The 25,688-nt window shown below is 62.9% G+C and carries 24 protein-coding genes; 18 read left to right on the plus strand and 6 right to left on the minus strand.

Features of this window, described 5'->3' with window-relative positions:
* Positions 1 to 34: 34 nt before the first annotated feature.
* The 3 genes from NUX07_RS03865 (at position 35) to NUX07_RS03875 (ending at position 2,797) form a co-directional block, all read left to right on the plus strand.
* A complete protein-coding gene (locus tag NUX07_RS03865) occupies positions 35 to 565 on the plus strand; it encodes a DUF1877 family protein (protein WP_265528978.1) in 531 nt (176 codons plus the stop codon).
* Positions 566 to 641: 76 nt separating this feature from the next.
* Positions 642 to 2,042: a dihydrolipoyl dehydrogenase gene (gene lpdA, locus NUX07_RS03870; RefSeq protein ID WP_265528979.1), complete on the plus strand. Its 1,401-nt coding sequence runs from the start codon at positions 642 to 644 to the stop codon at positions 2,040 to 2,042.
* Between the two features lie 47 nt (positions 2,043 to 2,089).
* On the plus strand, positions 2,090 to 2,797 hold the full coding sequence (locus NUX07_RS03875) for a PepSY domain-containing protein (protein ID WP_265528982.1): 708 nt from the start codon (positions 2,090 to 2,092) through the stop codon (positions 2,795 to 2,797).
* Here the strand turns inward: NUX07_RS03875 and sppA are convergent.
* On the minus strand, positions 2,774 to 4,618 hold the full coding sequence (gene sppA, locus NUX07_RS03880) for a signal peptide peptidase SppA (protein WP_265528983.1): 1,845 nt from the start codon (positions 4,616 to 4,618) through the stop codon (positions 2,774 to 2,776). The two genes, NUX07_RS03875 and sppA, sit on opposite strands and share 24 nt — an antisense overlap.
* 107 nt (positions 4,619 to 4,725) lie before the next feature.
* Here sppA and NUX07_RS03885 point away from each other — a divergent pair, with 107 nt between their 5' ends.
* The 4 genes from NUX07_RS03885 to NUX07_RS03900 all read left to right on the plus strand — a co-directional run bounded on the left by NUX07_RS03885 (position 4,726) and on the right by NUX07_RS03900 (position 10,196).
* A complete protein-coding gene (locus NUX07_RS03885) occupies positions 4,726 to 6,141 on the plus strand; it encodes an MATE family efflux transporter (protein ID WP_265528985.1) in 1,416 nt (471 codons plus the stop codon).
* A 97-nt stretch (positions 6,142 to 6,238) separates the two neighbouring features.
* Positions 6,239 to 6,526: a co-chaperone GroES gene (gene groES, locus NUX07_RS03890; protein WP_265528987.1), complete on the plus strand. Its 288-nt coding sequence runs from the start codon at positions 6,239 to 6,241 to the stop codon at positions 6,524 to 6,526.
* A 49-nt stretch (positions 6,527 to 6,575) separates the two neighbouring features.
* Entirely contained in the window at positions 6,576 to 8,228 is a 1,653-nt protein-coding gene (gene groL / locus NUX07_RS03895) for a chaperonin GroEL (RefSeq protein WP_265528989.1), read from the plus strand.
* 195 nt (positions 8,229 to 8,423) lie between these two features.
* Positions 8,424 to 10,196: a DUF885 domain-containing protein gene (locus NUX07_RS03900; RefSeq protein ID WP_265528991.1), complete on the plus strand. Its 1,773-nt coding sequence runs from the start codon at positions 8,424 to 8,426 to the stop codon at positions 10,194 to 10,196.
* Here NUX07_RS03900 and NUX07_RS03905 read toward each other — a convergent pair.
* Together NUX07_RS03905 and NUX07_RS03910 are read right to left on the minus strand one after the other, a co-directional pair.
* A complete protein-coding gene (locus tag NUX07_RS03905) occupies positions 10,193 to 10,318 on the minus strand; it encodes a hypothetical protein (protein ID WP_265528993.1) in 126 nt (41 codons plus the stop codon). The two genes, NUX07_RS03900 and NUX07_RS03905, sit on opposite strands and share 4 nt — an antisense overlap.
* Before the next feature lie 68 nt (positions 10,319 to 10,386).
* Positions 10,387 to 10,614, minus strand: a complete 228-nt coding sequence (locus NUX07_RS03910) for a hypothetical protein (protein ID WP_265528994.1) — start codon at positions 10,612 to 10,614, stop codon at positions 10,387 to 10,389.
* A 217-nt stretch (positions 10,615 to 10,831) separates the two neighbouring features.
* Here NUX07_RS03910 and NUX07_RS03915 point away from each other — a divergent pair, with 217 nt between their 5' ends.
* Genes NUX07_RS03915 through NUX07_RS03935 form a run of 5 tightly spaced genes read left to right on the plus strand, consistent with a single transcriptional unit; the run spans position 10,832 to position 18,324 of the window.
* Positions 10,832 to 11,794, plus strand: a complete 963-nt coding sequence (locus NUX07_RS03915) for an ArsR/SmtB family transcription factor (RefSeq protein ID WP_265528996.1) — start codon at positions 10,832 to 10,834, stop codon at positions 11,792 to 11,794.
* Positions 11,791 to 12,672, plus strand: a complete 882-nt coding sequence (metF, locus tag NUX07_RS03920; protein ID WP_265528997.1) for a methylenetetrahydrofolate reductase [NAD(P)H] — start codon at positions 11,791 to 11,793, stop codon at positions 12,670 to 12,672. Before NUX07_RS03915 ends, metF begins: the two co-directional genes overlap by 4 nt.
* Positions 12,669 to 13,712 (plus strand): homocysteine S-methyltransferase family protein, encoded by a 1,044-nt coding sequence (locus tag NUX07_RS03925; protein WP_265528999.1) that lies wholly within the window; start codon positions 12,669 to 12,671, stop codon positions 13,710 to 13,712. The genes metF and NUX07_RS03925 overlap by 4 nt, the downstream gene beginning before the upstream one ends.
* The gene (gene metH, locus NUX07_RS03930) at positions 13,712 to 16,327 is read left to right on the plus strand and encodes a methionine synthase (RefSeq protein WP_265529001.1); all 2,616 of its coding nucleotides are present in this window, start codon (positions 13,712 to 13,714) and stop codon (positions 16,325 to 16,327) included. Before NUX07_RS03925 ends, metH begins: the two co-directional genes overlap by 1 nt.
* Before the next feature lie 11 nt (positions 16,328 to 16,338).
* Complete coding sequence (locus NUX07_RS03935; protein WP_265529003.1) at positions 16,339 to 18,324, plus strand: protein-disulfide reductase DsbD family protein; 1,986 nt, start codon at positions 16,339 to 16,341, stop codon at positions 18,322 to 18,324.
* On the opposite strand, the gene NUX07_RS03940 is transcribed toward NUX07_RS03935, so the two are convergent.
* Positions 18,306 to 19,937 carry an amidohydrolase gene (locus NUX07_RS03940; protein ID WP_265529004.1) on the minus strand — a complete coding sequence of 544 codons (1,632 nt, stop codon included), beginning with the start codon at positions 19,935 to 19,937 and terminating at the stop codon, positions 18,306 to 18,308. The two genes, NUX07_RS03935 and NUX07_RS03940, sit on opposite strands and share 19 nt — an antisense overlap.
* A 77-nt stretch (positions 19,938 to 20,014) precedes the next feature.
* Between NUX07_RS03940 and NUX07_RS03945 the strand changes: the two genes are divergently transcribed.
* The 3 genes from NUX07_RS03945 (at position 20,015) to NUX07_RS03955 (ending at position 22,606) form a co-directional block, all read left to right on the plus strand.
* Entirely contained in the window at positions 20,015 to 21,226 is a 1,212-nt protein-coding gene (locus tag NUX07_RS03945) for a threonine ammonia-lyase (protein ID WP_265529005.1), read from the plus strand.
* A gap of 149 nt (positions 21,227 to 21,375) precedes the next feature.
* Positions 21,376 to 22,200 carry an arginyltransferase gene (locus tag NUX07_RS03950; protein ID WP_265529007.1) on the plus strand — a complete coding sequence of 275 codons (825 nt, stop codon included), beginning with the start codon at positions 21,376 to 21,378 and terminating at the stop codon, positions 22,198 to 22,200.
* Positions 22,201 to 22,204: 4 nt separating this feature from the next.
* On the plus strand, positions 22,205 to 22,606 hold the full coding sequence (locus tag NUX07_RS03955; RefSeq protein ID WP_265529008.1) for a hypothetical protein: 402 nt from the start codon (positions 22,205 to 22,207) through the stop codon (positions 22,604 to 22,606).
* Positions 22,607 to 22,661: 55 nt separating this feature from the next.
* On the opposite strand, the gene ctrA is transcribed toward NUX07_RS03955, so the two are convergent.
* A complete protein-coding gene (ctrA, locus tag NUX07_RS03960) occupies positions 22,662 to 23,369 on the minus strand; it encodes a response regulator transcription factor CtrA (RefSeq protein WP_265529011.1) in 708 nt (235 codons plus the stop codon).
* Between the two features lie 225 nt (positions 23,370 to 23,594).
* On the opposite strand from ctrA, the gene NUX07_RS03965 reads away from it, so the two are divergent.
* Genes NUX07_RS03965 through NUX07_RS03975 form a run of 3 tightly spaced genes read left to right on the plus strand, consistent with a single transcriptional unit; the run spans position 23,595 to position 25,118 of the window.
* A complete protein-coding gene (locus NUX07_RS03965; protein WP_265529013.1) occupies positions 23,595 to 24,245 on the plus strand; it encodes an RluA family pseudouridine synthase in 651 nt (216 codons plus the stop codon).
* Entirely contained in the window at positions 24,235 to 24,639 is a 405-nt protein-coding gene (gene arfB, locus NUX07_RS03970; protein WP_265529015.1) for an alternative ribosome rescue aminoacyl-tRNA hydrolase ArfB, read from the plus strand. The genes NUX07_RS03965 and arfB overlap by 11 nt, the downstream gene beginning before the upstream one ends.
* Positions 24,639 to 25,118 carry a GAF domain-containing protein gene (locus NUX07_RS03975; protein ID WP_322597186.1) on the plus strand — a complete coding sequence of 160 codons (480 nt, stop codon included), beginning with the start codon at positions 24,639 to 24,641 and terminating at the stop codon, positions 25,116 to 25,118. Before arfB ends, NUX07_RS03975 begins: the two co-directional genes overlap by 1 nt.
* On the opposite strand, the gene NUX07_RS03980 is transcribed toward NUX07_RS03975, so the two are convergent.
* On the minus strand, positions 25,115 to 25,573 hold the full coding sequence (locus NUX07_RS03980; protein ID WP_265529017.1) for a universal stress protein: 459 nt from the start codon (positions 25,571 to 25,573) through the stop codon (positions 25,115 to 25,117). The two genes, NUX07_RS03975 and NUX07_RS03980, sit on opposite strands and share 4 nt — an antisense overlap.
* Between the last annotated feature and the right edge of the window lie 115 nt (positions 25,574 to 25,688).

The following is a 25,688-nucleotide window of genomic DNA, read 5'->3' on the forward strand; positions in this document are numbered from 1 at the left end:
TAGCGTGCTCCCCACATAGAGGGGAGAATGGCCCATGGGCGTGATCTGGCAAGTGCGTTTGGCACCCGATGACGATGCCGCCGCGATGGTAACGGACGTCGATGGCGCATGGGATTGGCTGGAGGCCGACGATCTCGATTGGGACGCGATCATGGCCCGCGCGGACAAGACCGAAGTGCATGTCGATGAGCCGATCGACCTCGATAAAAGCTGGCACGGATTGCACTTCCTGCTGACCGGTAATGCACAGGCTACAGGCGAACCATTGAGCATGCTGCTCAACGACTATCGCAAGGCGGAGCCCGATAATCCGCAATCTCCATTCTTCCTGCCTGCCGAAGCGCTGACGGCATTTCACGAGGCGATATCGGCGCTCAGCGACGAGGAAATTCTCGACCGGCTGGATACGCAGGCCATGCTCGATGCGGATATCTACGTCGCATCGGTGTTCGCGCAGGATGCGGCGTTGGCGCGCGATTATCTGGGCGAAAACCTCGGTATTCTACGCCGGGTCGCCCAGCTCGCGGCAGAGAAGCAATTGGGCGCTGTGGCGCAACTCGCCTGAGTCACGCTCGCGGTTGCGATTGCTGTCCAAATAGCTACATGGGCCTCGAATTCTTTTCGATTGGCAGGAATCTGTAATGGCTGACTACGATTATGACGTCCTCGTGATTGGTGCCGGGCCCGGCGGGTATGTGGCCGCGATCCGGGCGGCGCAGCTGGGGCTTAAGACGGCGTGCGCGGAAGGGCGCGAGACGCTCGGCGGCACCTGTCTCAATGTCGGCTGTATCCCGTCCAAAGCCATGCTCCACGCCTCGGAATATTTCGAAGCGGCGGCCAACGGTACGATGGAAAGCATGGGTGTCGAAGTCTCGCCCACGCTCAACCTCGACAAGATGCACGGCCAGCGCCGCGATGCAGTGAAGGGGCTGACCGGAGGCATCGAATTTTTGTTCAAGAAGAACAAGGTGGATTGGCTCGAGGGCTATGCCAGCTTTAAGGATGCACACAGCGTAGAAGTCGATGGCAAGACCGTGACGGCCAAGGATATCGTCATTGCCACCGGTTCGTCGGTCACGCCGCTTCCCGGCGTCGAGGTCGATAATGATAATCACATCGTCGTCGACAGCACGGGCGCGCTCGAACTGCCCAAGGTGCCCGAGCACATGGTCGTCATCGGCGGCGGCGTGATCGGGCTCGAGCTTGGCAGCGTGTGGCGCCGCCTGGGCGCAAAGGTCACCTGCGTCGAATATCTCGACCAGATCCTGCCCGGCATGGATGACGATATCCGCAAGGAAGCCAACAAGATCTTCAAGAAGCAGGGCATCGACTTCAAGCTGTCCAGCAAGGTCACCGGTGTCGAGGTCAAGGGCGGCAAAGCGACTGTCACGATCGAGCCTGCCAAGGGCGGCGATGCCGAAACGATGGACGCCGATTGCGTGCTTGTTTCGATCGGCCGCAAGCCCAATACGGACGGCCTGGGGCTCGACGCGATCGGGCTAGAGACCAACGAGCGCGGGCAGATCGAGATCGACCATGACTTCCGCACCAAAGTCGACGGCGTGTGGGCGATCGGCGACGTGGTGCCGGGCCCGATGCTCGCCCACAAGGCCGAGGACGAAGGCATCGCCGTGGCCGAGAATATTGCCGGCATGACGGGGATCGTGAATCACGATATCATTCCCAACGTCGTCTATACCTGGCCCGAAATCGCGGGCGTGGGCCTGACCGAAGCGCAGGCCAAGGAGAAGTATGGCGAGGTGAAGGTCGGCAAGTTCCCGATGATGGCGAACAGCCGCGCCAAGACCAATCACGAAGGCGACGGGTCGGTAAAGATCATTTCCGATGCCAAGAGCGACCGCGTTGTCGGCGTGTGGTGCATCGCGGTCCCCGCGGGCACGATGATCGCACAGGCCGCGCAGGCGATGGAATTCGGCGCGACGAGCGAAGATATCGCCTACACCTGCCACGCCCACCCGACGCATTCGGAAGCGATCAAGGAAGCGGCGATGGCGGTCCAGGGTAAGCCAATCCACATCTAGCTTTCTCGTAATCCTCCTTTTAGGCAGATTCGCGTGAGGAGTTTCGAGTGATCAATCGTAAGAATTTGCGCCGCTGGCACGTGTGGCTCGGCTGGCTTATCGGCGTGCCGTTCCTGATCTGGACGGTGTCGGGCCTGGTGATGGTCTGGAAGCCGATCGAGGAGGTGCGCGGCGCCGATCTGGTAGCGCCCGCCGCGGCAATCCCGATGGCCGAGGCCGTTACACTTCCCGACGTTCCCGATGGCGCGATGCTGTCTTCCCTGCGGCTCGAAAGCCGCGCGTCGGGCCCGGTATGGGTGGTGGAGTTCGAGGGCGGCGAAACGCGGCTGGCCAATCCCGGAACGGGCGACTGGATAGCGCCTTACGGTGCGGACGAGGCCTCCGCCGAATTCATGACGCGCTACGAAGGCGACAGCGAGATTGCCGAAATCCGCCGCACCGATGCCGAAAATCCGCCGCTCGATTGGCGGCGCAACAGCGAGGCCTGGCAGATCGTCATGGCCAATGGCGATCACTTCTATGTCGACCCGGCCAGCGGCAGCATCGCGGCGCGGCGCACCGGCTGGTGGCGTATTTTCGACTTTTTCTGGGGTCTCCACATCATGGATCTCCAGACGCGCGAGGATACCTCCAACCTGTGGATCAAGAGCTTCGCAATCCTCGGCATCATCGCCACGTTGATGGCGCTGGTCCTGTTGCCGATGACCAGCCGCCGCAAGAAAAAGAAGAAGCTACAGGCCGAGCAAGCGTCCTAGCCAGTTGGGCGAGCGCGCCGGTTTGGCAGCCACCGGCTGGCCGGGGCCGCATTCGAGGCAGCGTGCCTGCATCACCGGTCCATCGAGCAACCGCTCGACATCGGCGATGGCCTGTTCGATCAGTGCGCGCGGCGCAGGGTTGAGCGCGGCCAGCGGGTCGGCCTGCACATCGCTGCGTGCCGACGCGCCGAAGATCGACCCCAGCCAGCCGAGATCGCTTTCGCGGGTGACATAGACGACTTCGGTGTCGTCCAGCTTGGCCAGTTCGGCTGCCCGCGCGATGGCATCGTCCATATTGCCGAATTGGTCGATGAGGCCGATCTGCCGTGCGACGCCGCCGTCGTAGACGCGGCCGCCCGCCAAGGGCTCGAGACGGGCGACGGGAATGTCGCGCCCTTGCGACACCAGGGTCAGGAAGCGCGTGTAGACGTCATCGACGCCCGCCTGGAGAAAGGCATCCGCCGTCTCCGACGGGCCGGCGAGGAGGTCGGGCTCGCCCGATAGCGGGGTCGTCGCCACGCCATCGGCATTGAGGCCAACCTTTTCCAGCGTGCCTTCGAAGCTCGGCAGGATGGCGAATACGCCGATCGAACCGGTGATCGTCTCGGGCTGGGCGAAGATCTCGTCGGCTTCGGCAGCCACCCAGTAGCCACCCGATGCCGCCACGTTGGCAAAGCTTGCGACCACCGGAATGTCGTCTTCCTGCACGGCAAGTATTGCTTGCCGGATGCGTTCGGAGGCGAGAACCGACCCACCCGGACTGTCGATGCGCACGACCAGCGCATCGAACTTGTCGTCGCGGTGCGCCCGTTCGATGGCATCGGCGAGGCTGGAGCCAAAGGCCGTGCCTTCGCCGCCGGTCCCGTCGGTTAGCGTGCCGGCAATGGTGACTACGCCGACGCGACCATTGGGCTTCTCGACCTCCCTCGCGATATAATCCTCGAGGCGGGTATTCTTGAAAACATCCTCGCGGTCTTCGCCCCCAAGTTCGGCCAGCTTCTCGGCCCACTCGGCGCGGGTGCCCAGCGTGTCGACGAGCCCGGCGCGCACCGCCGCCTCGCTGACATTGCCGTTCGCCGCTTCGATCATGCCGAGCGGGTTCATCAGCGCCAGCTCCATCTGCGCCGCGGGCCGCGCCGCCTCGACGTCCTCGCGCCAATGGCCGAGCATCGCGCGGGCAAGCCGTTCGCGATCCTCGCGCGCTTCGGGCGACATGGCGCTCAACGTGTAGGGCTCGGTCGCGCTCTTGTAGGTGCCCGCGCGGTACACGTTGGCGGTTACGCCGATGCGGTCGAAGAATTCGCCGTAGTAGAGCGTGTTGCCACCGGGCCCGGCAAAGGCGACTGCGCCTAGGGGGTTGAGCCAGATCTCACTGGCGTGGCTGGCGAGGTGATAGGCATCGTCCGAATAGCCGGTGGCAAAGGCGATCACCGGCTTGCCCTCTTCGCGAATGGCTTCGAGTTCATCGGCCACGAGGCTGAGCGCCGCCGTTCCGCCGCCCAGGAAACCGTCGAGATCGAGCGCGACCGCTTCGATGCGATCGTCTTCGCGCGCCTGCCGAAGCGCGGCGACCACATCGCGCAGCCGCCATTCGCCGAGCGTCGAGCCCATCAGCGCGGCCTCGATCGGGTCCTGCGCCGAGGGTTCTTCGACCACCACGCCATCGAGATCGACCCACAACACGCCGCCGTCGATGACAGGATCGGGCGTTCCGCGAAGGCCGACGTAGAGCACGCCGAAAAAGAGCAGCATGAAGATGAGCACGAGCACATCCTTCACGCCGACCAGCAATTTCCAAATAACCCGCGCAAATCCCATCATCGTCTCCTTGTGCAGCCAAGATAGGGGCGTTTTTGGCAGACGCCACCCCGCTCTTGGTCCCATTTTGATGGACTTGTGACCGAATAAGCGCCTAGCGCCGCCCGACGATGAGCAAGCAGGGGATCAGGACGCCGAGCTGGAAGCGCGAACTTCGCGCCACCCTCGCGCTCGCCTGGCCGCTGATCCTGACGAACCTGACGATGGCGTCGGTGCAGGCGATCGACACGTTCTTTATCGGCCGATACGGCACGAGCGAGCTCGCGGCGGTCGCGCTCGGGCTCAACCTGACCTTTGCGCTCAACCTGATCGCGTTGGGCATCATTACCGCCGCTTCGCCGATGATGGCGACAGCGCTGGGGCGCGGGCGCGGACGAGTGAAGGACGTCCGCCGCAGCTTCCGCCAGTCGGTGTGGCTCGCCATGACCGTCACCGTGCCGCTGTGGGCGGTGCTGATGAACGCCGACACGGTGATCAACTGGCTGGGGCAGGACCCCGCGCTGGCCGACAATGCGCAGGTATTCCTGTGGGGCTACCTGTGGTCGACCTTTCTGTTCCTCTTGTTTAACGCGCTGCGCCACTTCCTGGCGGCGCTCGAACGGCCGGGCTGGATCCTCGTCATCTCGGCTGCCGCCATTCCGATCAATTCGCTGCTCGACTATGCGCTGATCTTCGGGGAGCTTGGCGCGCCTGAATTTGGCGTGTTCGGGGCCGGGATCGCGAGCACGATCACGTGGCTTTTGCTCGCCGCAGCCATGATCATCGTGGTGCTGACCGATCGCCAGTTCCGCCGGTTTCATCTGTTTGCGCGGTTTTGGAAGCCCGATTGGGCGCGCTATCGGCGAATGTGGAAACTTGGTCTGCCGATCGGGCTAGCCATGGGCTTCGAAGGCGGCATCTTTTCGGCCGCGGCGTACCTGATGGGGCTCGTCAGCGAAGATGCACTCGCCGCCCATGCCATCGCGCTGCAAATCGCGGCGCTGTCGTTCATGGTGCCGTGGGGCATCGCGCAGGCGGCGACGGTGCGCGTCGGGATCATGCTGGGGCGCGGCGACAAGGAAGGCATCGCGCAGGCCGGGTGGACGGCATGGATACTCGCCGTCGGCTTCATGAGTTTTATGGCCTTCTTCCTGTTCCTCTTCCCCGAAGAACTGATCGGCCTCTTCCTTGCCGACACGCCTGAAAATGCCTCGGTGCTGGCGCTCGGCGCTTCATTCCTGATCGTCGCCGCCATTTTCCAGATCGTCGACGGCGCGCAGGTCGTGGGCGCCGGCATATTGCGCGGGCTGCACGATACGCGCGTGCCGATGATCTTCACCTTCGTCGGTTACTGGCTGATCGGTATTGGCGTTGGCGCGTGGCTCGCATTCGAGGCGGGCTGGGACGGGGTCGGCATCTGGACCGGACTCGCCGTCGGCCTGGCCATCGTCGCGGTCCTGATGCTCGGGCGTTGGCTGATGCGCGAGCGGCTCGGCCTGACAGAGGACGAAGCGAGCAAAAAAATTTCCGCGCCACCCGTTGACTAGTAGGAATGTGCGCACCAAATGCCCTGCAAGCTTAGCACTCTCGTGCGAAGAGTGCTAAGTGTTGTGACAACGAACACTCAAGCAAGAGAGGGGCCCCATGGGTTTCAAACCGCTTCACGATCGTGTCCTCGTCCGCCGTGTCGAGGCTGAAGAAAAGACCGCTGGCGGGATCATCATTCCCGATAGCGCGAAGGAAAAGCCGCAGGAAGGCGAAGTCGTCGCCGCCGGTTCGGGCGCCAAGTCCGAAGACGGCAAGGTGACGCCGCTGGACGTCAAGGCCGGCGACAAGATCCTGTTCGGCAAGTGGTCGGGCACCGAGGTCAAGCTCGACGGCGAAGACCTGATCATCATGAAGGAAAGCGACATTCTCGGCATCGTTGGCTGAGCCTCGCTTCCTCTTAAGAGTTCAAACTAGATAGAAAGGCATTCGACAAATGGCTGCCAAAGACGTCAAATTCTCGCGGGACGCCCGCGAACGCATCATGAAGGGTGTCGACATTCTTGCCGACGCCGTCAAAGTCACGCTCGGTCCCAAGGGTCGTAACGTGGTCATCGAAAAGAGTTTCGGCGCGCCGCGCATCACCAAGGACGGTGTTAGCGTCGCCAAGGAAATCGAGCTCAAGGACAAGTTCGAAAACATGGGCGCGCAGATGCTGCGCGAAGTGGCTTCCAAGACCAACGACGTGGCCGGTGACGGCACCACGACTGCGACGGTCCTGGCCCAGTCGATCGTCCGCGAAGGCATGAAGTCGGTCGCCGCCGGCATGAACCCGATGGACCTCAAGCGCGGCATCGATCTTGCCGTCACCAAGGTCGTCGAAGACCTCAAGGGTCGTTCCAAGCCCGTCGCGGGCACCGAGGAAATTGCCCAGGTCGGCATCATCTCGGCCAATGGCGACAAGGAAGTCGGCGAGAAGATCGCTGAAGCGATGGAAAAGGTCGGCAAGGAAGGCGTGATCACCGTCGAGGAAGCCAAGGGCCTCGAATTCGAACTCGATGTCGTCGAAGGCATGCAGTTCGACCGCGGCTACCTGTCGCCTTACTTCATCACCGATCCGGAAAAGATGCTCGTTGAACTCAACGATCCCTATATCCTGATCCACGAGAAGAAGCTTTCGAACCTTCAGGCCATGCTGCCGATCCTCGAAAATGTCGTGCAGTCGGGTCGCCCGCTGCTCATCATCGCCGAGGATATCGAAGGCGAAGCGCTTGCGACCCTCGTCGTCAACAAGCTGCGCGGCGGCCTCAAGGTCGCGGCCGTCAAGGCGCCAGGCTTCGGCGATCGTCGCAAGGCGATGCTCGAAGACATCGCCATCCTGACGGGCGGCGAAATGATCAGCGAAGATCTCGGCATCAAGCTGGAAAGCGTCACGCTCAACATGCTCGGCACCGCCAAGCGCGTCACCATCGACAAGGACAACACGACCATCGTCGACGGGGCGGGTGAGAAGGCCAATATCGAAGGCCGCACCGCCGCGATTCGCCAGCAGATCGAGAACACCACCAGCGACTATGACCGCGAAAAGCTCCAGGAGCGTCTCGCCAAGCTGGCTGGCGGCGTTGCCGTGATCAAGGTCGGCGGTGCCACCGAAGTCGAAGTGAAGGAACGCAAGGACCGTGTCGATGACGCGCTCCACGCGACCCGCGCTGCGGTCGAGGAAGGCATCGTCCCGGGCGGCGGTACCGCGCTGCTCTACGCCAAGTCGGCCATCCAAGGCATGACGGGCGAGAATGATGACCAGACTCGCGGTATCGACATCGTGCGCCGCGCGCTCGAAGCGCCGGTTCGCCAGATCGCTTCGAACGCCGGTTTCGACGGTGCCGTGGTTGCTGGCAAGCTGACCGATGGCAACGATCCGACGATGGGCTTCAACGCGTCGAATGACACCTACGAGAACCTCGTGGCTGCCGGCGTTGTCGATCCCACCAAGGTCGTGCGCACTGCGCTGCAGGACGCAGCCTCGGTTGCCGGCCTGCTGATCACCACCGAAGCGACCGTCGCCGAACTGCCCGACGACAGCAAGTCCGGTGGCGGCATGCCCGACATGGGCGGCATGGGCGGCATGGGTGGCATGGGCGGCTTCTAAGCTTCCACCATCCAGCACTGCTGAATAAGAGAAGGCCGGGGTTCACGCCCCGGCCTTTTCTGCGTTTGGGCTTAGCGATCTTCCCAAGAACCCGTTTTGCGCGCATGTTCCGCGCAAATAGTTAGGGGAACCCGTATGATCCGCTTTGCTGCCCTTTTTCTTGCATCTGCTGCCGTACCCGTCGCTGTGCCGGCCATGGCCGCCGATCATCATGCAACTGCGACCAGCGAGGCCGAACGCCTCACGGCGTGGTTTGACGAGAAGTTCGAAGAGGAATTGGCGTTTTCCCCGATCCGGCAGACCGCGCTCGGCCGGCGAACCGATTATGACAAGATCGACGATTATTCGAATGCGGCGATCGATCGCCAGCTGGCGTGGCGTCGCGCCGCCGTCGCCGAGATGCGTGCGAACTTCGATTATGACACGCTCCCCGCGGATGCACAGCTCAGCTGGCTGATGTTCGAATGGCGGCTCGAACAGGCGGAGCAGGACGCGCGTTATCGCGACCGCATGTACATTCTCCATCAGATGAACGGCACGCATACGCAGTTGCCGAGCTTTCTGATCAGCCAGCACGCTGTCGAGAGCGACAGCGACATGCAGGCCTTCATTGCGCGTGTTGGCGGCATCGGGCGGGCGATCGACCAGTTGCTGGTGCGCGTACAGGCCAACGCCGTGCGCGACGTGCGCCCGCCGCAATTCGCCTATGACGCGGTCATCGAAGAATCGCGCAAGCTGACCAGCGGCGCGCCGTTCTCCGGGGACGGCGACAGCGCCTTATGGGAGGCGGGGACAGCGCATATCGAAGCGCTGCGCGAGAGCGGCGCGATCGATGCGATGCGCGCCGATGTGCTGCGAAGCGAACTGCGTAATGCGCTGCTCACGCAAATGGGTCCGGCCTACCGCCGCTTGGCCGACTGGTTCGAGGCTGACCGGCCCAATGCCGATGCCGAAGCGCGCGGGGTTTGGGCGCTCGATGAAGGCAGGGCCTTTTACCTCAATCGGCTGGCGGCGATGACGACGACCGAATTGACCGCGAACGAGATCCACGACATCGGTCTTTCCGAGGTCGCTCGCATTCGCGGCGAGATGGAGGCGATCAAGGACCAGGTCGGCTTCGACGGCACGCTCGAAGAATTTTTCACCTTCATGCGCGAGGACGACCGCTTCTATTTCTCGAACGATGATGCGGGGGCGCAGGACTATATCGCGGCCGCCGAGAAGCACCTGGCGTTCATCAACGAGCGCCTGCCCGAATTCTTCGGCGTGCTGCCAAAGGCCGATCTTGTCGTGAAGCGGGTCGAACCTTTCCGCGAACAGGACGGCGCGGCGCAGCATTATCGCCCCGGCACGCCGGACGGATCGCGCCCTGGTGTCTATTACGCGCATCTCAGCGACATGCGGGCGATGCCGATCCCGCCGCTGGAAGTGATTGCCTATCACGAAGGCAATCCTGGCCATCACATGCAAAACAGCATTGCGCAGGAACTTGAGGGCGTCCCCAATTTCCGCAGCCAGGGCGACTATATCTCCGCTTTTGGCGAGGGCTGGGCGCTCTATTCGGAGCTGCTGGCGAAGGAAATGGGCGCGTATGAGGATCCCTATTCGGACTTCGGACGACTGACGACCGAAATGTGGCGCGCCATTCGGCTAGTGGTGGACACGGGTATTCATTCGAAGGGCTGGGGCGAGCAGCAGGCGATCGACTATTTCCTCGCCAATTCGCCGATGCCCGAAACCACCGTGCGTTCCGAGGTACGCCGTTACATCGTCTGGCCCGGACAGGCGACGGCCTACAAGATCGGCATGATCAAGATTCAGGACCTGCGCGCCATGGCGGAGCGTGAACTGGGCGACGAATTCGACATTCGCGGCTTCCACGACACGGTGCTTGGCGGTGGTCCGGTGCCGCTTGGCATCCTGGAGAAGCGCGTCGAGCAGTGGGTGGCGGCGAAGAAAGCCGACTAGTCCTCGTCGAGCATGTTCTCGATATCGTCGAGGCGCTGGGTCTCCTCGTTCGTGGGGCGTTCGACGGTCTCGCTCGAACAGGCGGCGAGGAGCAGCAGCAAAAGTGGGGTAATGTGCGTCATCAGAGCCTAAACGAAAAAGGGCCGCCCGGTTTCCCGGACGGCCCTTTTCATATGCTGAAAGCTAAAGCTTACTCAGCAGCAGCTTCGTCAGCCGTTTCTTCGACTTCAGCCATCGCTTCGTCAGCAACGTTTTCCATGGCATCCATGGCGTTGTCGGCAGCGGTTTCAGCTTCCATCGCGGTTTCTTCAACCGCATTTTCGGTGACGTCGACGGTGTTTTCGACCGTGTCGTCGCCAGCTTCGCAAGCGGCGAGGCCGAGGGCCAGAACCGCAGCAGTGAGTGCAACCTTCTTCATGATAATCTAATCCCTTGCATTGCGTGCCCGCTCATGCGCGCACAAGGCAACGGCCCACCGTTTTACGGGCGGGCCTGCGCGCTCAAATATAGGGATTCTTCTTACTGTGCAATGTCCATTTTGTTGCACTGCACATAGGTTAAGTTTTGCGGTCGATAAGTGAAAATCTCACTTAAATGGGTTGCCACATATAAAGAACTGTTTATATGCGCAAATCATGACCGGCGACCTGCCTCTCACACACCGCTTCCAGGCGCTTGGCGATGCGACGCGACTGCGCATCCTTATGCTGGTGGCGCAGGTCGAGCTGACGGTGGGTGAGATCGCGCATGTGCTAGGGCAAAGCCAGCCGAGCATTTCGCGCCACGTGCGGATCCTCGATGAAGCCGGGCTGGTCCGCCGTCGCCGCGAAGGGGCCTGGGTGTTCGTCGAACCGGCACGCGACACAGCCGATTATCTCTTGTCGGGGTTGATTGCGGGCACCGCCACGGCGGACGATGAAGCGGTCTTCGCCGCCGATGCATCGCGCCTTGCCGCCGTGCAGCGCGAACGCGCCGAAGCCGCCGCAATCTATTTTGCCGAACGCGCCGAGCAGTGGGATACGCTGCGCCAGCTCCATGTTTCGGAGACCGATGTCGAAGCGGCAATGGAAGGGCTGGTCGGTTCGCGGCCCATCGGCCGACTGGTCGATATCGGAACGGGCACGGGCCGGATGCTGGAAATCTTCGCGCCGCGCGCGAGCGATGCGATCGGGATCGACCGGTCGCCCGAAATGCTGCGCCTGGCGCGGGTCAAGCTGGACGAGGCGGGCGTCACCGGCGCAAGCCTTCGCCAGGGCGACATGTTCGCCCTTCCGCTTCCCGATGATCACGCCGATACGGTCATCCTGCACCTGGTCCTGCATTTTGCGGCGACGCCCGGGCAGGTCATCGCCGAGGCAGCGCGCATCCTGCGCCCCGGCGGCCAACTGTTGATCGCCGATTTCGCGCCGCACGAGCGCGAGGAATTGCGGCGCCAGCTCAAACACCAACGTCTTGGTTTTGCCGACGACGCCATGCAGCGCTGGTTCAGCGCTGCCAACCTGGAAGGCGAGGCGCCGCTTTGCCTCGATGGCGGCGAATTGTCGGTTAATCTGTGGCGCGCCACCTATCCCCCCATTTCGCGAAGTGAAGCGGCATGACAGTACAGCATCCCAGTCCCCTGTTCGAACATACGGCGGGCGACGTCGAAGTCAGTTTCGAATTCTTCCCGCCCAAGACCGACAAGGCGCAGGAGAAATTGTGGAACGTCATCGGCGAACTCGCGCCGCTTGGGCCGCGCTTCGTGTCGGTAACCTACGGCGCGGGCGGTTCTACCCGTGAGCGCACGCATGAAACGGTCAAGCGGATCGTCGAGGAAACGCCGCTGACCCCGGCAGCGCACCTCACCTGCGTCAATGCGAGCCGCGATGAGGTGCAGGACATCGCGCAAGCTTACTGGGATGCCGGTGTGCGGCATATCGTGGCGCTGCGCGGCGATCCGCCCGATGGCGAACGCTTCACGCCGCATCCCGATGGTTATGCCAACGCCGCCGAGCTGGTGGCGGGGCTCAAGGAGGTCGCCGATTTCGATATCTCGGTCGCCGCCTATCCCGAAACGCATCCCGAAGCGCAAAGCAGCGACAGCGATATCGATCACTTGCTGCGCAAGATCGATGCGGGTGCGAGCCGCGCGATAACCCAATTCTTCTTCAGGCCGGATGCCTTCTTCGATCTGCAGGAGAAGGTGGCGGCGCGCGGGCGTCAGGTCGAGCTGGTGCCGGGCATCCTGCCGGTGACCAATGTCGCGCGCACGCGCCAGTTCGCGCAGCAATGCGGGACCGCCATCCCCGAATGGATGGACAAGAAATTCGAGGGGCTCGACGATGTGCCGCGGGCGCGCGACCTGATTGCCGCGACGGCCGCTGCCGAATTGTGCGGTCGGCTCTATGCGGGCGGTGTTCGCCACTTTCACTTCTACACGCTCAACCGGGCGGCGTTGAGCTGGGCCATCTGTCACATGCTGGGAGTGAAGCGATGAGCGCGGCAGAAGCATTCAAGGCTGCTGCGGCGACGCGGGTGCTTGTCAAGGACGGCGCCTACGGCACGATGATCCAGCGCGAAGGGCTCAAGGAAGCCGAATTTGCCGGCGACACGACGCTGGGCCACGAACAGCGCGGCAACAACGATCTTCTCAATATCACCGCGCCCACGGTGATCGAAGGTATCGCCGCGCGCTTTGCGGCGGCAGGCGCGGACCTGCTGGCCACCAACACGTTCAACGCCAACGCGATCAGTCAGGCCGACTATGGCGCCGAAAAGCTGGTGCGCGAGATCAACGTGGAGGCCGCCAAAATCATCCGCCGGGTCGCCGATGCGCACGGTAGTGACGAAAAGCGGATATTTGTCGCGGGTGCCGTCGGGCCCACCAACAAGACCTTATCCCTGTCGCCCGATGTCAGCGATCCCGGTTTTCGCGAAGTGACCTTCGATCACGTCAAGGATGTCTACCGCGAGCAGGTCGAGGCACTGGCCGAGGGCGGCGTCGATTTCATCCTGATCGAAACCATTTTCGATACGCTCAACGCCAAGGCCGCCATCATGGCCGTGCGCGAGGCCGAGGAGGCCCTGGGCCGCGACTTGCCGATCATGATCTCGATGACGCTTACCGACCTGTCGGGGCGCAATCTTTCCGGCCATACGGTCGAAGGCTTCTGGGCGACTATCGCGCACGCCAATCCGCTAACCGTCGGCCTTAATTGCAGCTTCGGTGCCGAGGCGCTGCGCCCGCATTTGAAAGCACTTACCGACAAGGCGCCGGGGCTCGTCATGGCCTATCCCAATGCCGGCCTCCCCAACGATCTGGGCGAATATGACGAGGCTGCGGCCGACACGGCGCGCCAGGTCAGCGAATGGCTCGACGAAGGGCTGGTCAACATTGTTGGCGGCTGCTGCGGAACGACGCCCGAACATATCGCCGCCATCGCCCAGGTTTGCGAAGGCGCATCGCCGCGCGCGCTCCCCGTGCGCGACGACGCGATGTTGCTGGCGGGGCTCGAAACGCTGCGGGTGGCCGCCTGATGAACGCTCCGCTGCCTCAAAGCGATACCGACCTCGCCAACCGCTTCGTCATGATCGGCGAGCGCACCAACGTCACCGGGTCGGCGCGCTTCAAGAAGCTGATCCTCAACGACGATTATGACACCGCAGTGGAGGTTGCCCGCCAGCAGGTCGAAAACGGCGCGCAGATTATCGACGTGAACATGGACGAAGCGCTGCTCGATGGTGTCGCCGCGATGGATACCTTCCTCAAGCGCATTGCCGCCGAACCCGATATCGCGCGGGTGCCGGTGATGGTCGACAGCTCCAAGTGGGAGGTGATCGAGGCAGGGCTGAAGGTCGTGCCCGGCAAGCCGATCGTCAACTCGATCAGTCTCAAGGAAGGCGAGGACGAGTTTCTTCGCCTTGCGCGCAAGGTGCGCGGCTATGGTGCCGCCGTTGTCGTGATGGCGTTTGACGAAACCGGGCAGGCCGACACCAAGGATCGCAAGGTCGAGATCTGCAAGCGGGCCTATGACTTGCTCGTGGAAGACGGCTTCCCGCCCTATGACATCATTTTCGATCCCAACGTCTTTGCAGTGGCGACAGGTATCGACGAGCATCGCCGCTACGGAATCGATTTCATCGAGGCCTGCACCGAGATCCGCAAGCGCTGCCCGCACGCGCATATCTCGGGCGGATTGTCCAACCTCAGCTTCTCGTTTCGCGGGAATGAAACGGTGCGCCGCGCGCTGCACAGCGTCTTCCTGTATCACGCTATCCCAGCGGGGCTCGGCATGGCCATCGTCAATGCCGGCCAGCTCGACGTCTATGACGAGATCGATCCCGAACTGCGCGATGCGTGCGAAGATGTCTTGTTTGACCGCCATGACGAGGCGACCGAAAAGCTGATCGAGCTGGCGCAGCGCCATCAGGGCGGCGCCAAGGCCAATGCCAGTGACACCGCATGGCGCGACACGCCCGTTACCGAGCGGCTCGCCCATGCGCTGGTCAAGGGCAACGACAAGCATATCGTTGCCGATGTCGAGGAAGCCCGGCAGGGCGCGGGCCGCGCCATCGAGGTCATCGAAGGGCCATTGATGGACGGCATGAACCGCGTCGGCGACCTGTTCGGATCGGGCAAGATGTTCCTGCCGCAGGTGGTCAAATCGGCGCGCGTCATGAAAAAGGCGGTGGCCCACCTGCTGCCCTTCATCGAAGCCGAGAACGTGGGCAAGGCCAACGCCAACAAGGGCCGCATCATCATGGCCACCGTGAAGGGCGACGTGCACGATATCGGCAAGAATATCGTCGGTGTCGTGCTGCAGTGTAACGGGTACGAGGTGATCGATCTTGGCGTGATGGTCGGCTGGCCGGACATCCTTGCTGCCGCCAAGCGCCACGGAGCGGACATGATCGGCCTTTCGGGGCTGATCACCCCCAGCCTCGATGAGATGGTCTACAATGCGACCGAGATGGAGCGCGAAGGGATGACCATCCCGCTGCTGATCGGCGGGGCGACGACCAGCCGCGTGCATACCGCGCTCAAGATTTCGCCGGCGCGCTCGGGCCCGGTCATCCACGTCACCGACGCAAGCCGCGCGGTGGGCGTTGCCACCAAGCTGGTGGGGGACGATGCCGACTCCTACACCGCGGAAATTGCTGCCGAATACGAGAAAGTCCGCGCTGGCCGGCAGGGCAAGGGCAAGTCCTCGCTGGCTACGCTTGAAGAAGCGCGCGCGAACGGCTTCACGCTCGATCCCGCTGGCAAGGCACCCGCACCCGCCAAGCCCGGTCCGCATCATTTCGACGACTGGCCACTCGACGATTTCGTGCGGACGATCGACTGGACGCCATTCTTCCGCAGCTGGGAGCTGCACGGCAATTATCCGGCCATTCTCGACGACGATGTGGTCGGTGAAAGCGCGCGCGACCTGAAGCGCGATGCCGATGCGATGCTCGAAAAGATCGTCGCGGAAAAATGGCTGACCGCGCGCGCGGATTGCGCGATCTGGCCGGCGCACCGCGATGGCGATGATATCATCGTTGGCGACCGCCGCGTCCCGATGCTGCGCCAGCAGGTCAAGAAGCGCGAAGGGCGGCCAAACATGTGCCTCGCCGACTTCGTCCTCGAAGACGATCATGTCGGCGGCTTCGCGGTCGCGATCCACGGCGCTGAGGATCGCGCCAAGGCGTTCGAGGCGGCGGGTGACGATTACCAGGCGATCCTCTTGAAAGCGCTGGCCGATCGGCTGGCCGAGGCCTTTGCCGAGCGGCTGCACCAGCATGTTCGCACCGACTTGTGGGGCTATGCCGCCGAGGAGAACCTCACCAACGAGGCGCTGATTGCGGAAAAATATCGCGGTATTCGCCCGGCTCCGGGATATCCCGCTTGTCCCGACCACAGCCTCAAGCCGATCCTGTTCGAGATGCTCGGCGGTGAACCCGCCGGGATATCGCTGACGGAAAATTTTGCGATGTGGCCGGCAAGTGCCGTGTCGGGCTACTATTTCGGGCATGAGCAGGCGCACTATTTCGGTGTGGCACGCGTGGGTCGTGACCAGCTCGAGGAATATGCGCAGCGCCGCGACGTCGGCCTTGATACGGCCCAAAGATGGTTGTCGCCCAATCTCGACGAGAGCGCCGTCTCGGGCTAGGGCGGGGCGCAATGATCCTGCGCCTTTTCCTCATGCTCGTCGCTTTGTTCGCCGCGCTTCCCGCGGCGGCGCAAACGACCAATATCGTTCCGCGTCTGGAGGCCGAGGGGCCTGCGCCTGCGGGCGGCGGCAGCGTTGAACTCGCGATCGTCTTCGAGACCAGCCCGGGCTGGCACGGCTACTGGCTAAACCCGGGCGAAGCGGGACTGCCGCTCAATATCGAGTGGGACCTGCCAGAGGGTGCCGAGATCGGCGAACTGCGATTTCCCACGCCGACGAAGCTCGAGGCGTTTGGACTGGTCAATTATGTCTACAAGGACGATCACGCGGTCCTGACCACGCTGACCCTGCCCAAGATCGACAGCGGGACCGTTCCGATCCGCGGCACGGGGACGTGGCTGGCCTGTACCGACAAGATCTGCGTGCCGGAAAAGGGTAGTTTTTCGGTCGTGATACCGGTCGGCGAAGGCGCCGATCATAGCGACGACTTTGACCGCTACCGCCGCGCGCTGCCGCGCCCGATCGCGGGCGCTGCGACCTATCAGGTGGAGGGTCAGCGCCTGTCGATCGCCATTCCGCTGCCCGCGACCATCACTGTCACAGAACCTGAATTTTTCGTCGGCCAGGACGGGGTGATCGACTATGCGGCACCGCAGAGCTTCAGGCGCAAGGGCGACCAGCTCATTGCCGATCTGCAGGTAAGGGATCCAGCCAAGACCGATTTCGGCTCAGTCGGAGGTGTCATAACATTGGGGCCGGGCCAGGCGCTCAGCTTTACCGCTTCGCTGGGCAGCGTGCCAAGCGGCGGCGACAGCATCGGGACCTTCGCGATCAGCGCTATCGCGATCGCTTTGGGCGGCGCGTTGCTCGGCGGTTTGCTCCTGAACCTGATGCCCTGCGTTTTCCCGGTGCTGGCGATGAAGGCCGTCCATCTCGCGCGCGCCGGCGGCAGTGCGAAAGAAGCGCGGCGCGATGCGCTCGGTTATACGGTCGGTGCCGTTGCCGGCACGGCCAGCCTTGGCGCGCTGCTGTTGCTGATCCGCGCGGGCGGCAGTGCCGCGGGCTGGGCCTTCCAGCTGCAGGATCCACGAACGATCTTCCTGCTCCTGCTGCTGGCGACCGCGATCACCGCGAACCTTGCCGGCTTGTTTCGCTTGCCGGCGCTCGGGGGCAATCTCGAGACCTCGGGCTCGATCGGCACGGGCGCTTTAGCGGCATTCGTGGCGACCCCGTGCGCTGGGCCTTTCCTTGGTGCGGCGCTTGGCACCGCACTGGTGCTGCCGACGGCAGCCGCGATTGGTGTCTTTGCGATGCTGGGGCTGGGGCTTGCCTTGCCCTTCATCCTGATCGCGTTCGTGCCAGCCTTGCGCGAGAAGCTGCCGCGCCCCGGCCCCTGGATGATAAAATTGCAGCGCGGTCTTGCCATTCCGATGGGGCTGAGCGCGCTTGCGGCGCTGTGGCTGCTCTGGCGGCTGGTGGGTGATATTGCACTGGTTGCCGGGATCGCCGCGATGATTAGCCTGGCCTTTTTCCTCTGGCTGGGGAGCCGCCGGCGTGGGCTTGGCTGGGTGGCGCTGGCAGTAGGCATCGGCCTTGTCGTTGCTGGCGCAGTCTATTTGCCCGATCGCCCTTCGACCGAGGCGGCGGTACCCGATTTCGCCGAACCGTGGAGCGAGGACGCGGTCGCTGCCGCGCGCGCGCAAGGGCGTCCAGTCTTCGTCTACTTCACCGCCGACTGGTGCCTCACGTGCAAGGTGAACGAGCGCGCCGCGATCAAGCGGCAGGCGACGCTCGACGCGTTCGGGGAAGCCGACGTCGCGGTCTTCGTTGGCGACTGGACCGACGGCGATCCCGAAATCACGCGATTCCTCGAGGCGATGCAGCGCGCGGCGGTACCCATCTACCTCTGGTACGCGCCCGGCGAAGACGTAGAAGAACTGCCGCAGGTGATCACGCAGGACATGCTCGTCGAGCGGGCTCAGTCCTCGGCGCGGTAGACTTCCTTGCCGCCGACATAGGTGGCGAGCACCTTCGTTTCGGCGATGTTCTCGGTCGGAATTGCCGAGATATCGCGATCAACGATGATGAAATCGGCGTAGCGGCCCGCCGTGAGCGAGCCGAAATGCTGTTCTGCGAGCCCGGCATAGGCAGCGCCAACGGTAAACCCGGCAAGCGCGGTGCCCAGCGAGACTTTTTCGTCCGCAATCCAGCCGCCCTCGGGCTCGCCATCGGCATCTTCGCGGCTGACCGCGACCTTGAGGCCGACGAAGGGATCGGGGTGTTCGACCGGAAAGTCGGAGCCGAAGGCCAGCACCGCGCCGCTGTCATCAAGGCTCCTCCACGCATAAGCCGCGCCCAAACGATCGGGGCCAAGGCGCTTTTCGGCCATCTTCCAGTCGCTGGTCTGATGGACGGGCTGCATCGAGGCAACGATGTTGGCAGCAGCGAGGCGCGGCAAGTCCGCCGGGTCGAGGATTTGCACATGTTCGATCCGCCAGCGGCGATCGTCACCGCCCAGCGTCTCGAGGACGTCGAGGACCTGGTCGTTGGCGCCGTCACCGATGGCATGGATGGCAAGCTGGAACGCGGGCGACACGGTGCGCGCTTGCGTAAGCAGATCTTCAGCTGACTGGAACAGCAGGCCCTGCGTGTCCGCGTCGTGATACGGCGCTTTGAGATAGGCGCCGCGCGACCCGAGCGCGCCGTCGGCATAAAGCTTTACGCCCGCCATCCTCAATTTGCCGTCATAGAGCCAGGGCGTCGGACGGTTGCCTGCAATTTTAAGCGCCGGATCGGTCCCCGCAGCATAGCTCATGATCCGCAGGTTGAGCGTCCCTTCATCGCCGGCGCGCCGCATCGCCAGCCAGTCGTCGACGGTAGTGCCCATGTCGGCAACGCCGGTGAGCCCTTCGCTGAGGGCAAATTCCTGCGCGGCGGCGAGTGCACGATCGAACATCGGCGCGTCGGGTTCGGGGATGAACTTCGTCACGAGGCCTTCGGCAGCATCGACGAACACCCCGGCAGGGCGGCCATCGGCGAGGCGCTCGATCGCGCCGCCTTCAGGGGCTTCGGTGTCCGCCGTGATACCCGCGATCTCCATGGCCTTCGAATTGCCGACTGCAGCATGACCATCGATGCGGCCGAGCCATACCGGACGGTCGCTGACGACCGCGTCGAGATCGGCGGCGGTGGGAAAGCGCGGATCGTCGAACAATTCCTGGTTCCACCCGCGCCCGAGGATCCACGGCAAGTCTGGATTGGCGGCAGCATAGTCGGCGAGGCGCTGCTGGAATTCCTCGATTGACGTCGTGCCGACGAGATCAAGCCGCAGCGCCGCCATGCCAAGGCTCATGACGTGTCCGTGGGCATCGATCAGGCCGGGCAGCATATGCGCGCCTTCCATGTTCACCACGTTGTCGGCACGCATCTGGATGCGCCCTTTTTCGAACGTGGCGATGACCTTGCCATCATCATCGACGAGGAGGGCCGAGAACCGTTTCAGATTGCCTTCGGCATCGGCCTGTAATCCGTTCACATTGGTATAAAGCGTGTCGGCATAGGCCGGTGCGGCCAGGGCGAAGGCGGATGCGGCGATCAGCAGGCGGGTCATGGCGGTCCTTACTTGTTGCGGTGCGTCAACCGCATAGCATTGTCGATAGGCTTGGGAAGGGCTAGGCGCGATTTATCATGAGCGTAACCATCGACGATATTCGCGCCGCTGCAGGGCGCATCGAAGGGCAGGTCGTAAAGACCCCCATGAACCATAGCCGCACCCTGTCCGAAATCATCGGCGCGGAAGTCTGGCTGAAGTTCGAGAACCTGCAGTTCACCGCTGCCTACAAGGAGCGCGGCGCGCTCAACAAGTTGAGCCAGTTAACCGAGGAGGAAATGACGCGCGGCGTCATCGCGGCCTCTGCCGGCAACCATGCGCAGGCGGTCGCCTATCACGGCGCGCGGCTCGGCATTCCAGTGACCATCGTGATGCCCGAACCCACCCCGACGATGAAAGTCGTTCAGACCGAAGGGCACGGCGCCAATGTCGTCCTGCACGGCAAGGTTTTCGACGATGCCTATGGTTATGCGCGCGAGTTGGAAGACGAGAAAGGCTTTGTCTTCGTCCACCCCTTCGATGACGAGGACATCATTGCAGGGCAGGGGACCGTGGGGCTCGAAATGCTCGAAGCCGCGCCGCATCTCGACATGCTCGTGGTACCGATTGGTGGGGGCGGGCTGATCAGCGGCATCGCGACCGCGGCCAAGGCCATTAATCCCGATATCGAAATCGTCGGCGTCGAAGCCGCCATGTTCCCGGCAATGAAAAACATCATCGAGGGGAGCGAGATCGAGATCGGCGGCGACACGCTGGCCGAAGGAATCGCGGTCAAGCATCCGGGCTGGAAGACGCGCGAAATCATCAAGGAACTGGTCGACCGCATCGACCTGGTGCCCGAAGACGATATCGAACATGCCGTCGCCTTGCTGGTGGCGATCGAGAAGAGCGTCGTCGAAGGGGCAGGGGCCGCAGGGCTCGCCGCCATGCTCGCCAATCCCGAACGCTTTGCCGGCAGAAAGGTCGGCACCGTACTATGCGGCGGGAATATCGATACCTCGCTGCTGGCCAATGTGCTGATGCGCGAACTCGTACGGCAAGGCCGGATCGCGCGCTTCCGGATCGCGGCGGAGGATCGCCCCGGCGCACTCGCGGCGATCACCACCAAATTTCACGAACACCGCGTCAATATCCTCGAGACGAATCACCAGCGAGTATTCACTGCGCTGCCGGCCAAGGACACGATGATCGAAGTGGAATGCCAGGCGCGCGATGCCGAAGCGATCGACCGGCTGGTCGAGGCGCTGGAGGAATGCGGTTTCGCAGTAGATCGCACCACCCGTATCTGACCGCTGGAAAATGGCGCATTTCAGGGGCTGACCTGTCTTATCGCGGGACAGTCCGCTCCTTTAACCGTAAGCGCGGGTCCCCAAAGCGTTGCCAAACCGTTAACCCAAGGCTTATTGTTTCAATGACGCTACAAGCAGGAGAGGGCCGGGTGAGCGCACCATTTCGCTTCCCCAAATTCTTTGTCACCAATCCCGCCCCATGCCCCTATCTGGAGGGCAAGGTGGAGCGGAAGGTGTTCACCGAATTGAACGGCCGCCATGCGAGCGAACTCAACGAAGCGCTCGGACGGATCGGTTTCCGCCGCAGCCAGTCGGTCGCCTATCGGCCCAGCTGCATCGATTGTTCGGCCTGCGTGTCGGTGCGGGTCAAGGCGACCGAATTCAAGGCTGGCAAGACGCAGCGCCGCATGCTGCGCGCCAACGCCGATCTTGAAGTCACGGCGTGCAAGCCGTGGACGACCGAAGAGCAATACGAATTGCTCCAGACCTATCTTTCCCAGCGGCACCCGGGCGGCGGCATGGCCGAGATGGACGAACATGATTTTGCCGACATGGTGGAGCAGACGCCGGTGCAGACCTACATGGTCGAATATCGCGAACCGAGCGTGGACGGAAAGCCGGGCAAGCTCGTCGGCGCCTGCCTGACCGACCAGCAGTCGGACGGCCTTTCGATGATCTACAGCTTCTTCGACTGCGGCCCCGGCGCGCGAAGCGGGCTGGGCACCTACATCATCCTCGATCACATCATTCGCGCGGCGCGCGCCAAGCTTCCCTATGTCTATCTTGGATACTGGGTCGAAGGATCGGAACGCATGGCCTACAAGGCCAAGTTCAGGCCGATGGAACGCCTCGGCCGCGATGGCTGGCGCTCGATGGATGCGCCGGCACCCAATGTCGATCCCGAACTGCGCAAGAAAGCACCGCCGGCACGGATCCGCACCGCAGCCAAGGGCGACAAGCTCAAGATCGACTAGCTGCGTGTCTGCAGACTTTCGCGAAGCCGCTTCCCGCTTGGTGGAAGACTTTGCTGCTGAATTTTCTTTGCAATTCCACAAGCAAGGTCACGACGATGTGATCCTCTGGGAATTTTTGAAACAGGACGGACTAAGCCGTCCCATTGTGATTGCCCTGTCAAATTTCGACGAACTCAATTTTGGAGTAGCTGACTTCTGGTCCTACTTCTTCCCGTTCGAGGATGTGCAAGAGCAGTTTCGCGTCATTTTGACGTTATGGATGCAGGGCAACGCCCGAATTGCAGTCTATCGTCGACGCATGCGGCGGCTTGAGGTCAAATGCGGATCGGATTGGCATCATGTCTACGAAGCCAACGCCCCGCTAATTTTCAAGCCACGCAAGCCGGTCGCATTCATCAGCAATTAAAAAGGGCGCCGCTCCCCCAAGCGACGCCCTTGCTCCCCCTCTAGGAGATAGTTGGTCAGGCGGCCTCGGTGGCGGCCTTCTTGTCTTCTTCCTGTTCGCGCAGCACGTAGCCGCGGCCCCAGACGGTTTCGATATAATTGTCGCCGCCGCAGGCCAGGCTGAGCTTCTTGCGCAGCTTGCAGATGAAGACATCGATGATCTTGAGTTCGGGTTCGTCCATGCCGCCGTACAGGTGGTTGAGGAACATTTCCTTGGTCAGCGTGGTGCCCTTGCGCAGCGACAGCAGCTCCAGCATCGCATATTCCTTGCCGGTGAGGTGGACGCGGTTGCCGTCGACTTCGACCGTCTTGGCATCGAGGTTCACCGCCAGCTTGCCGGTGCGGATGACCGACTGCGAGTGGCCCTTCGAACGACGCACGATGGCGTGGATGCGGGCGACGAGTTCATCGCGGTGGAACGGCTTGGTGACATAATCGTCAGCGCCAAAGCCCAGCGCGCGGACCTTCGAATCCATTTCGCCGATGCCCGACAGGATCAGGACCGGTGTCTGCACTTTCGCGGTGCGCAATTTCTTGAGGACGTCATAGCCGTGCATGTCGGGCAGGTTGAGGTCCAGCAGGATGATGTCGTAATCATACAGCTTGCCCAGATCGAGGCCTTCTTCGCCAAGATCGGTCGTGTAGGTGTTGAAGCCTTCGGTCGACAGCATGAGCTCGATGCTCTTGGCGATCGTCGCTTCGTCTTCGATCAGCAATACTCGCATATTCCAGTCCCCCGTTTAGCGGGTGTTGGCAGCGCGTCCCTCATACTACGAAGTAAGATCGCCTTAACACCGTCTAAGCGTTCATTAACCATGAGATGTCTGAAGGGAAAAGGTTAACAAAGCTTGAAAGGGGTCAAAACAGGCCTTTTTCCGCCAACCGTGACTCCAAAGACTCACTTTAGTTTGGCTTGCGATTGATCGAATGGCGTGCTTTGGCGCGCCGATATGACCCTGGAAGACCGCATATTGTTCATCGATGGCGAGGTGATCGTGCTCGACAAGCCGGCCGGCTTGCCGGTCGATGCGCCGCGGCGCGGCGGCGATAGTATCGAGGCGCGGCTGCACGAACTGCTGTGCGGCTACAAGCGATTGCCGACGCCGATGCACCGGCTCGACCGAGATACGTCGGGCTGCCTCCTGTTCGCGCGGCACAAGCCGGCGCGGCAGTGGTTCCAGGCCGAGCTGGAAGCGGGGCGCATGGACAAACGCTACCTCGCGGTCGTCGGCGGCGAGGTTGCAGAAGACGGCGGCACGATCGACATGCCATTGGGCAAGATCTCGAGCGCCGATGCGGGCTGGCGCATGACCTATGACCAGCAGGGCAAGAGCGCGGTAACCGACTGGAAGCGGCTGGCGGTGAAGGACGGCAGCAGCCTCGTGGAGTTTCGCCCCAAAACAGGCCGTACGCACCAGATCCGCGTGCACGCGCGTGAGGGACTGGGGCACGGGATCGTCGGTGATCGCGTCTACGGCTTTCCCGGCGGCCCGATGTTGCTGCATGCGCAAAGCATCGCGATTGCGCGCAAGAACGGGACGCGGCTGGAAGTCGCCGCGCCGCTGCCCGAACATTTCGAAGGGTGGACCGATGTCGCCTGACGATCTCCCCGAAGACGCGCTCGAAGAAACCTTCCTCGCCGGCACCGGGCCGGGCGGGCAGCATGCCAACACGTCGGAGACGGGGGTACAATTGCGCGTGACGCTGGCCGCGCTCGACCTTCATCCGCGCGTCCTCAACCGGCTGCGCCATATTGCGGGATCGAAGGTCACCAAGGATCGCAACGAGATCATCATCACCTGCAAGGCCTCGCGCAGCCGCGCCGACAATCGCGCCGAGGCGCGCCAGCGGCTTGTCGACATGATCGAGCGTGCCCATGTCCAGCCCAAGAAGCGCAAGAAGACCAAGCCGAGCTACGGCGCGCGGCAGCGGCGCATGGACAAGAAAACCAAGCGTGGTCAGAAGAAGGCACTGCGCGGCAAGGTGGATTACTGATGTACGACTTCAAGATCGATGGCGCGACCAAGGCGCAGATGTATGACGACCTTGCCTCGGCGCTGAAGGGGCTGGTGCACGGCGAGCCCGATCCCATTGCCAACATGGCCAATGCCGCAGCGCTGCTGTGGGAAGCGATGCCCGACATCAATTGGGCCGGTTTCTATCGCAACGTCGACGGTGAACTGGTGCTCGGGCCCTTCCAGGGGCGCCCCGCCTGCATCCGCATCAAGTTTGGCGACGGTGTCTGCGGCGCGGCGGCGGCAACGCGCGAGACGCAGTTGGTCGAGGACGTCCACGCCTTCCCCGGGCACATCGCCTGCGATGCAGCAAGCGAAAGCGAAGTCGTGGTGCCGCTGATCAAGGATGGCGAGCTGCTTGGCGTGCTCGACATCGACAGCCCGAGCAAGGCGCGCTTCGATGCCGAGGACAAGAAGGGCTGCGAACGGCTCGCCGCGATCCTCGTCGAGGCGCTCTAGCTCAATTCCTCGAGACGCTCGTCGGTGAGACCGCCCGGGACGAGCAGGACGGGGCAGGGAAGGTCGCCCGCGCCCTCGCCGGTGAAGTGCTTGACGATCGGACCTGGATTACTGCCCGGCGCTGCCCCCAGTACCAGCGCCGCCACGTCTTCGCGCTCGTTAATCTCGGCGGCGATGACTTTCACCGCTTCGCCCTGCTTGACCGTGATGGTCGGCTTGATGCCCGTCGCATCGATGATTTCCTGGACGCTGGCAGCGATCATCGCTTCGACGCGCAGCCGCTCTTCCTCCTCCATCGCCGCCTGCACCCCGCCCCATGCGGCAAAATCCTGGCGCTCTCCGATGGCGAGGATTTCGACGCCGCGATCGGTCTTTTGCGCCCGCAGCGCGGCAAATCGCAGCGCGACTTTGGCCTCGGGCGCCTCGGTGACGATCACCAGATAGGTTTGCGACATCGCATCCTCTCCTCAAAGGAAGCGCGACGCTGCGCGAAAGCTTCCCGCTTGGCAAGGCATGAAGCCCTTGACCGCGCCCGCGCGTTACGGTTGGAGAGCCTGACGTTTTTGCAAT

This window comes from Sphingomicrobium marinum (assembly GCF_026157105.1).
Lineage (GTDB): Bacteria > Pseudomonadota > Alphaproteobacteria > Sphingomonadales > Sphingomonadaceae > Sphingomicrobium > Sphingomicrobium marinum.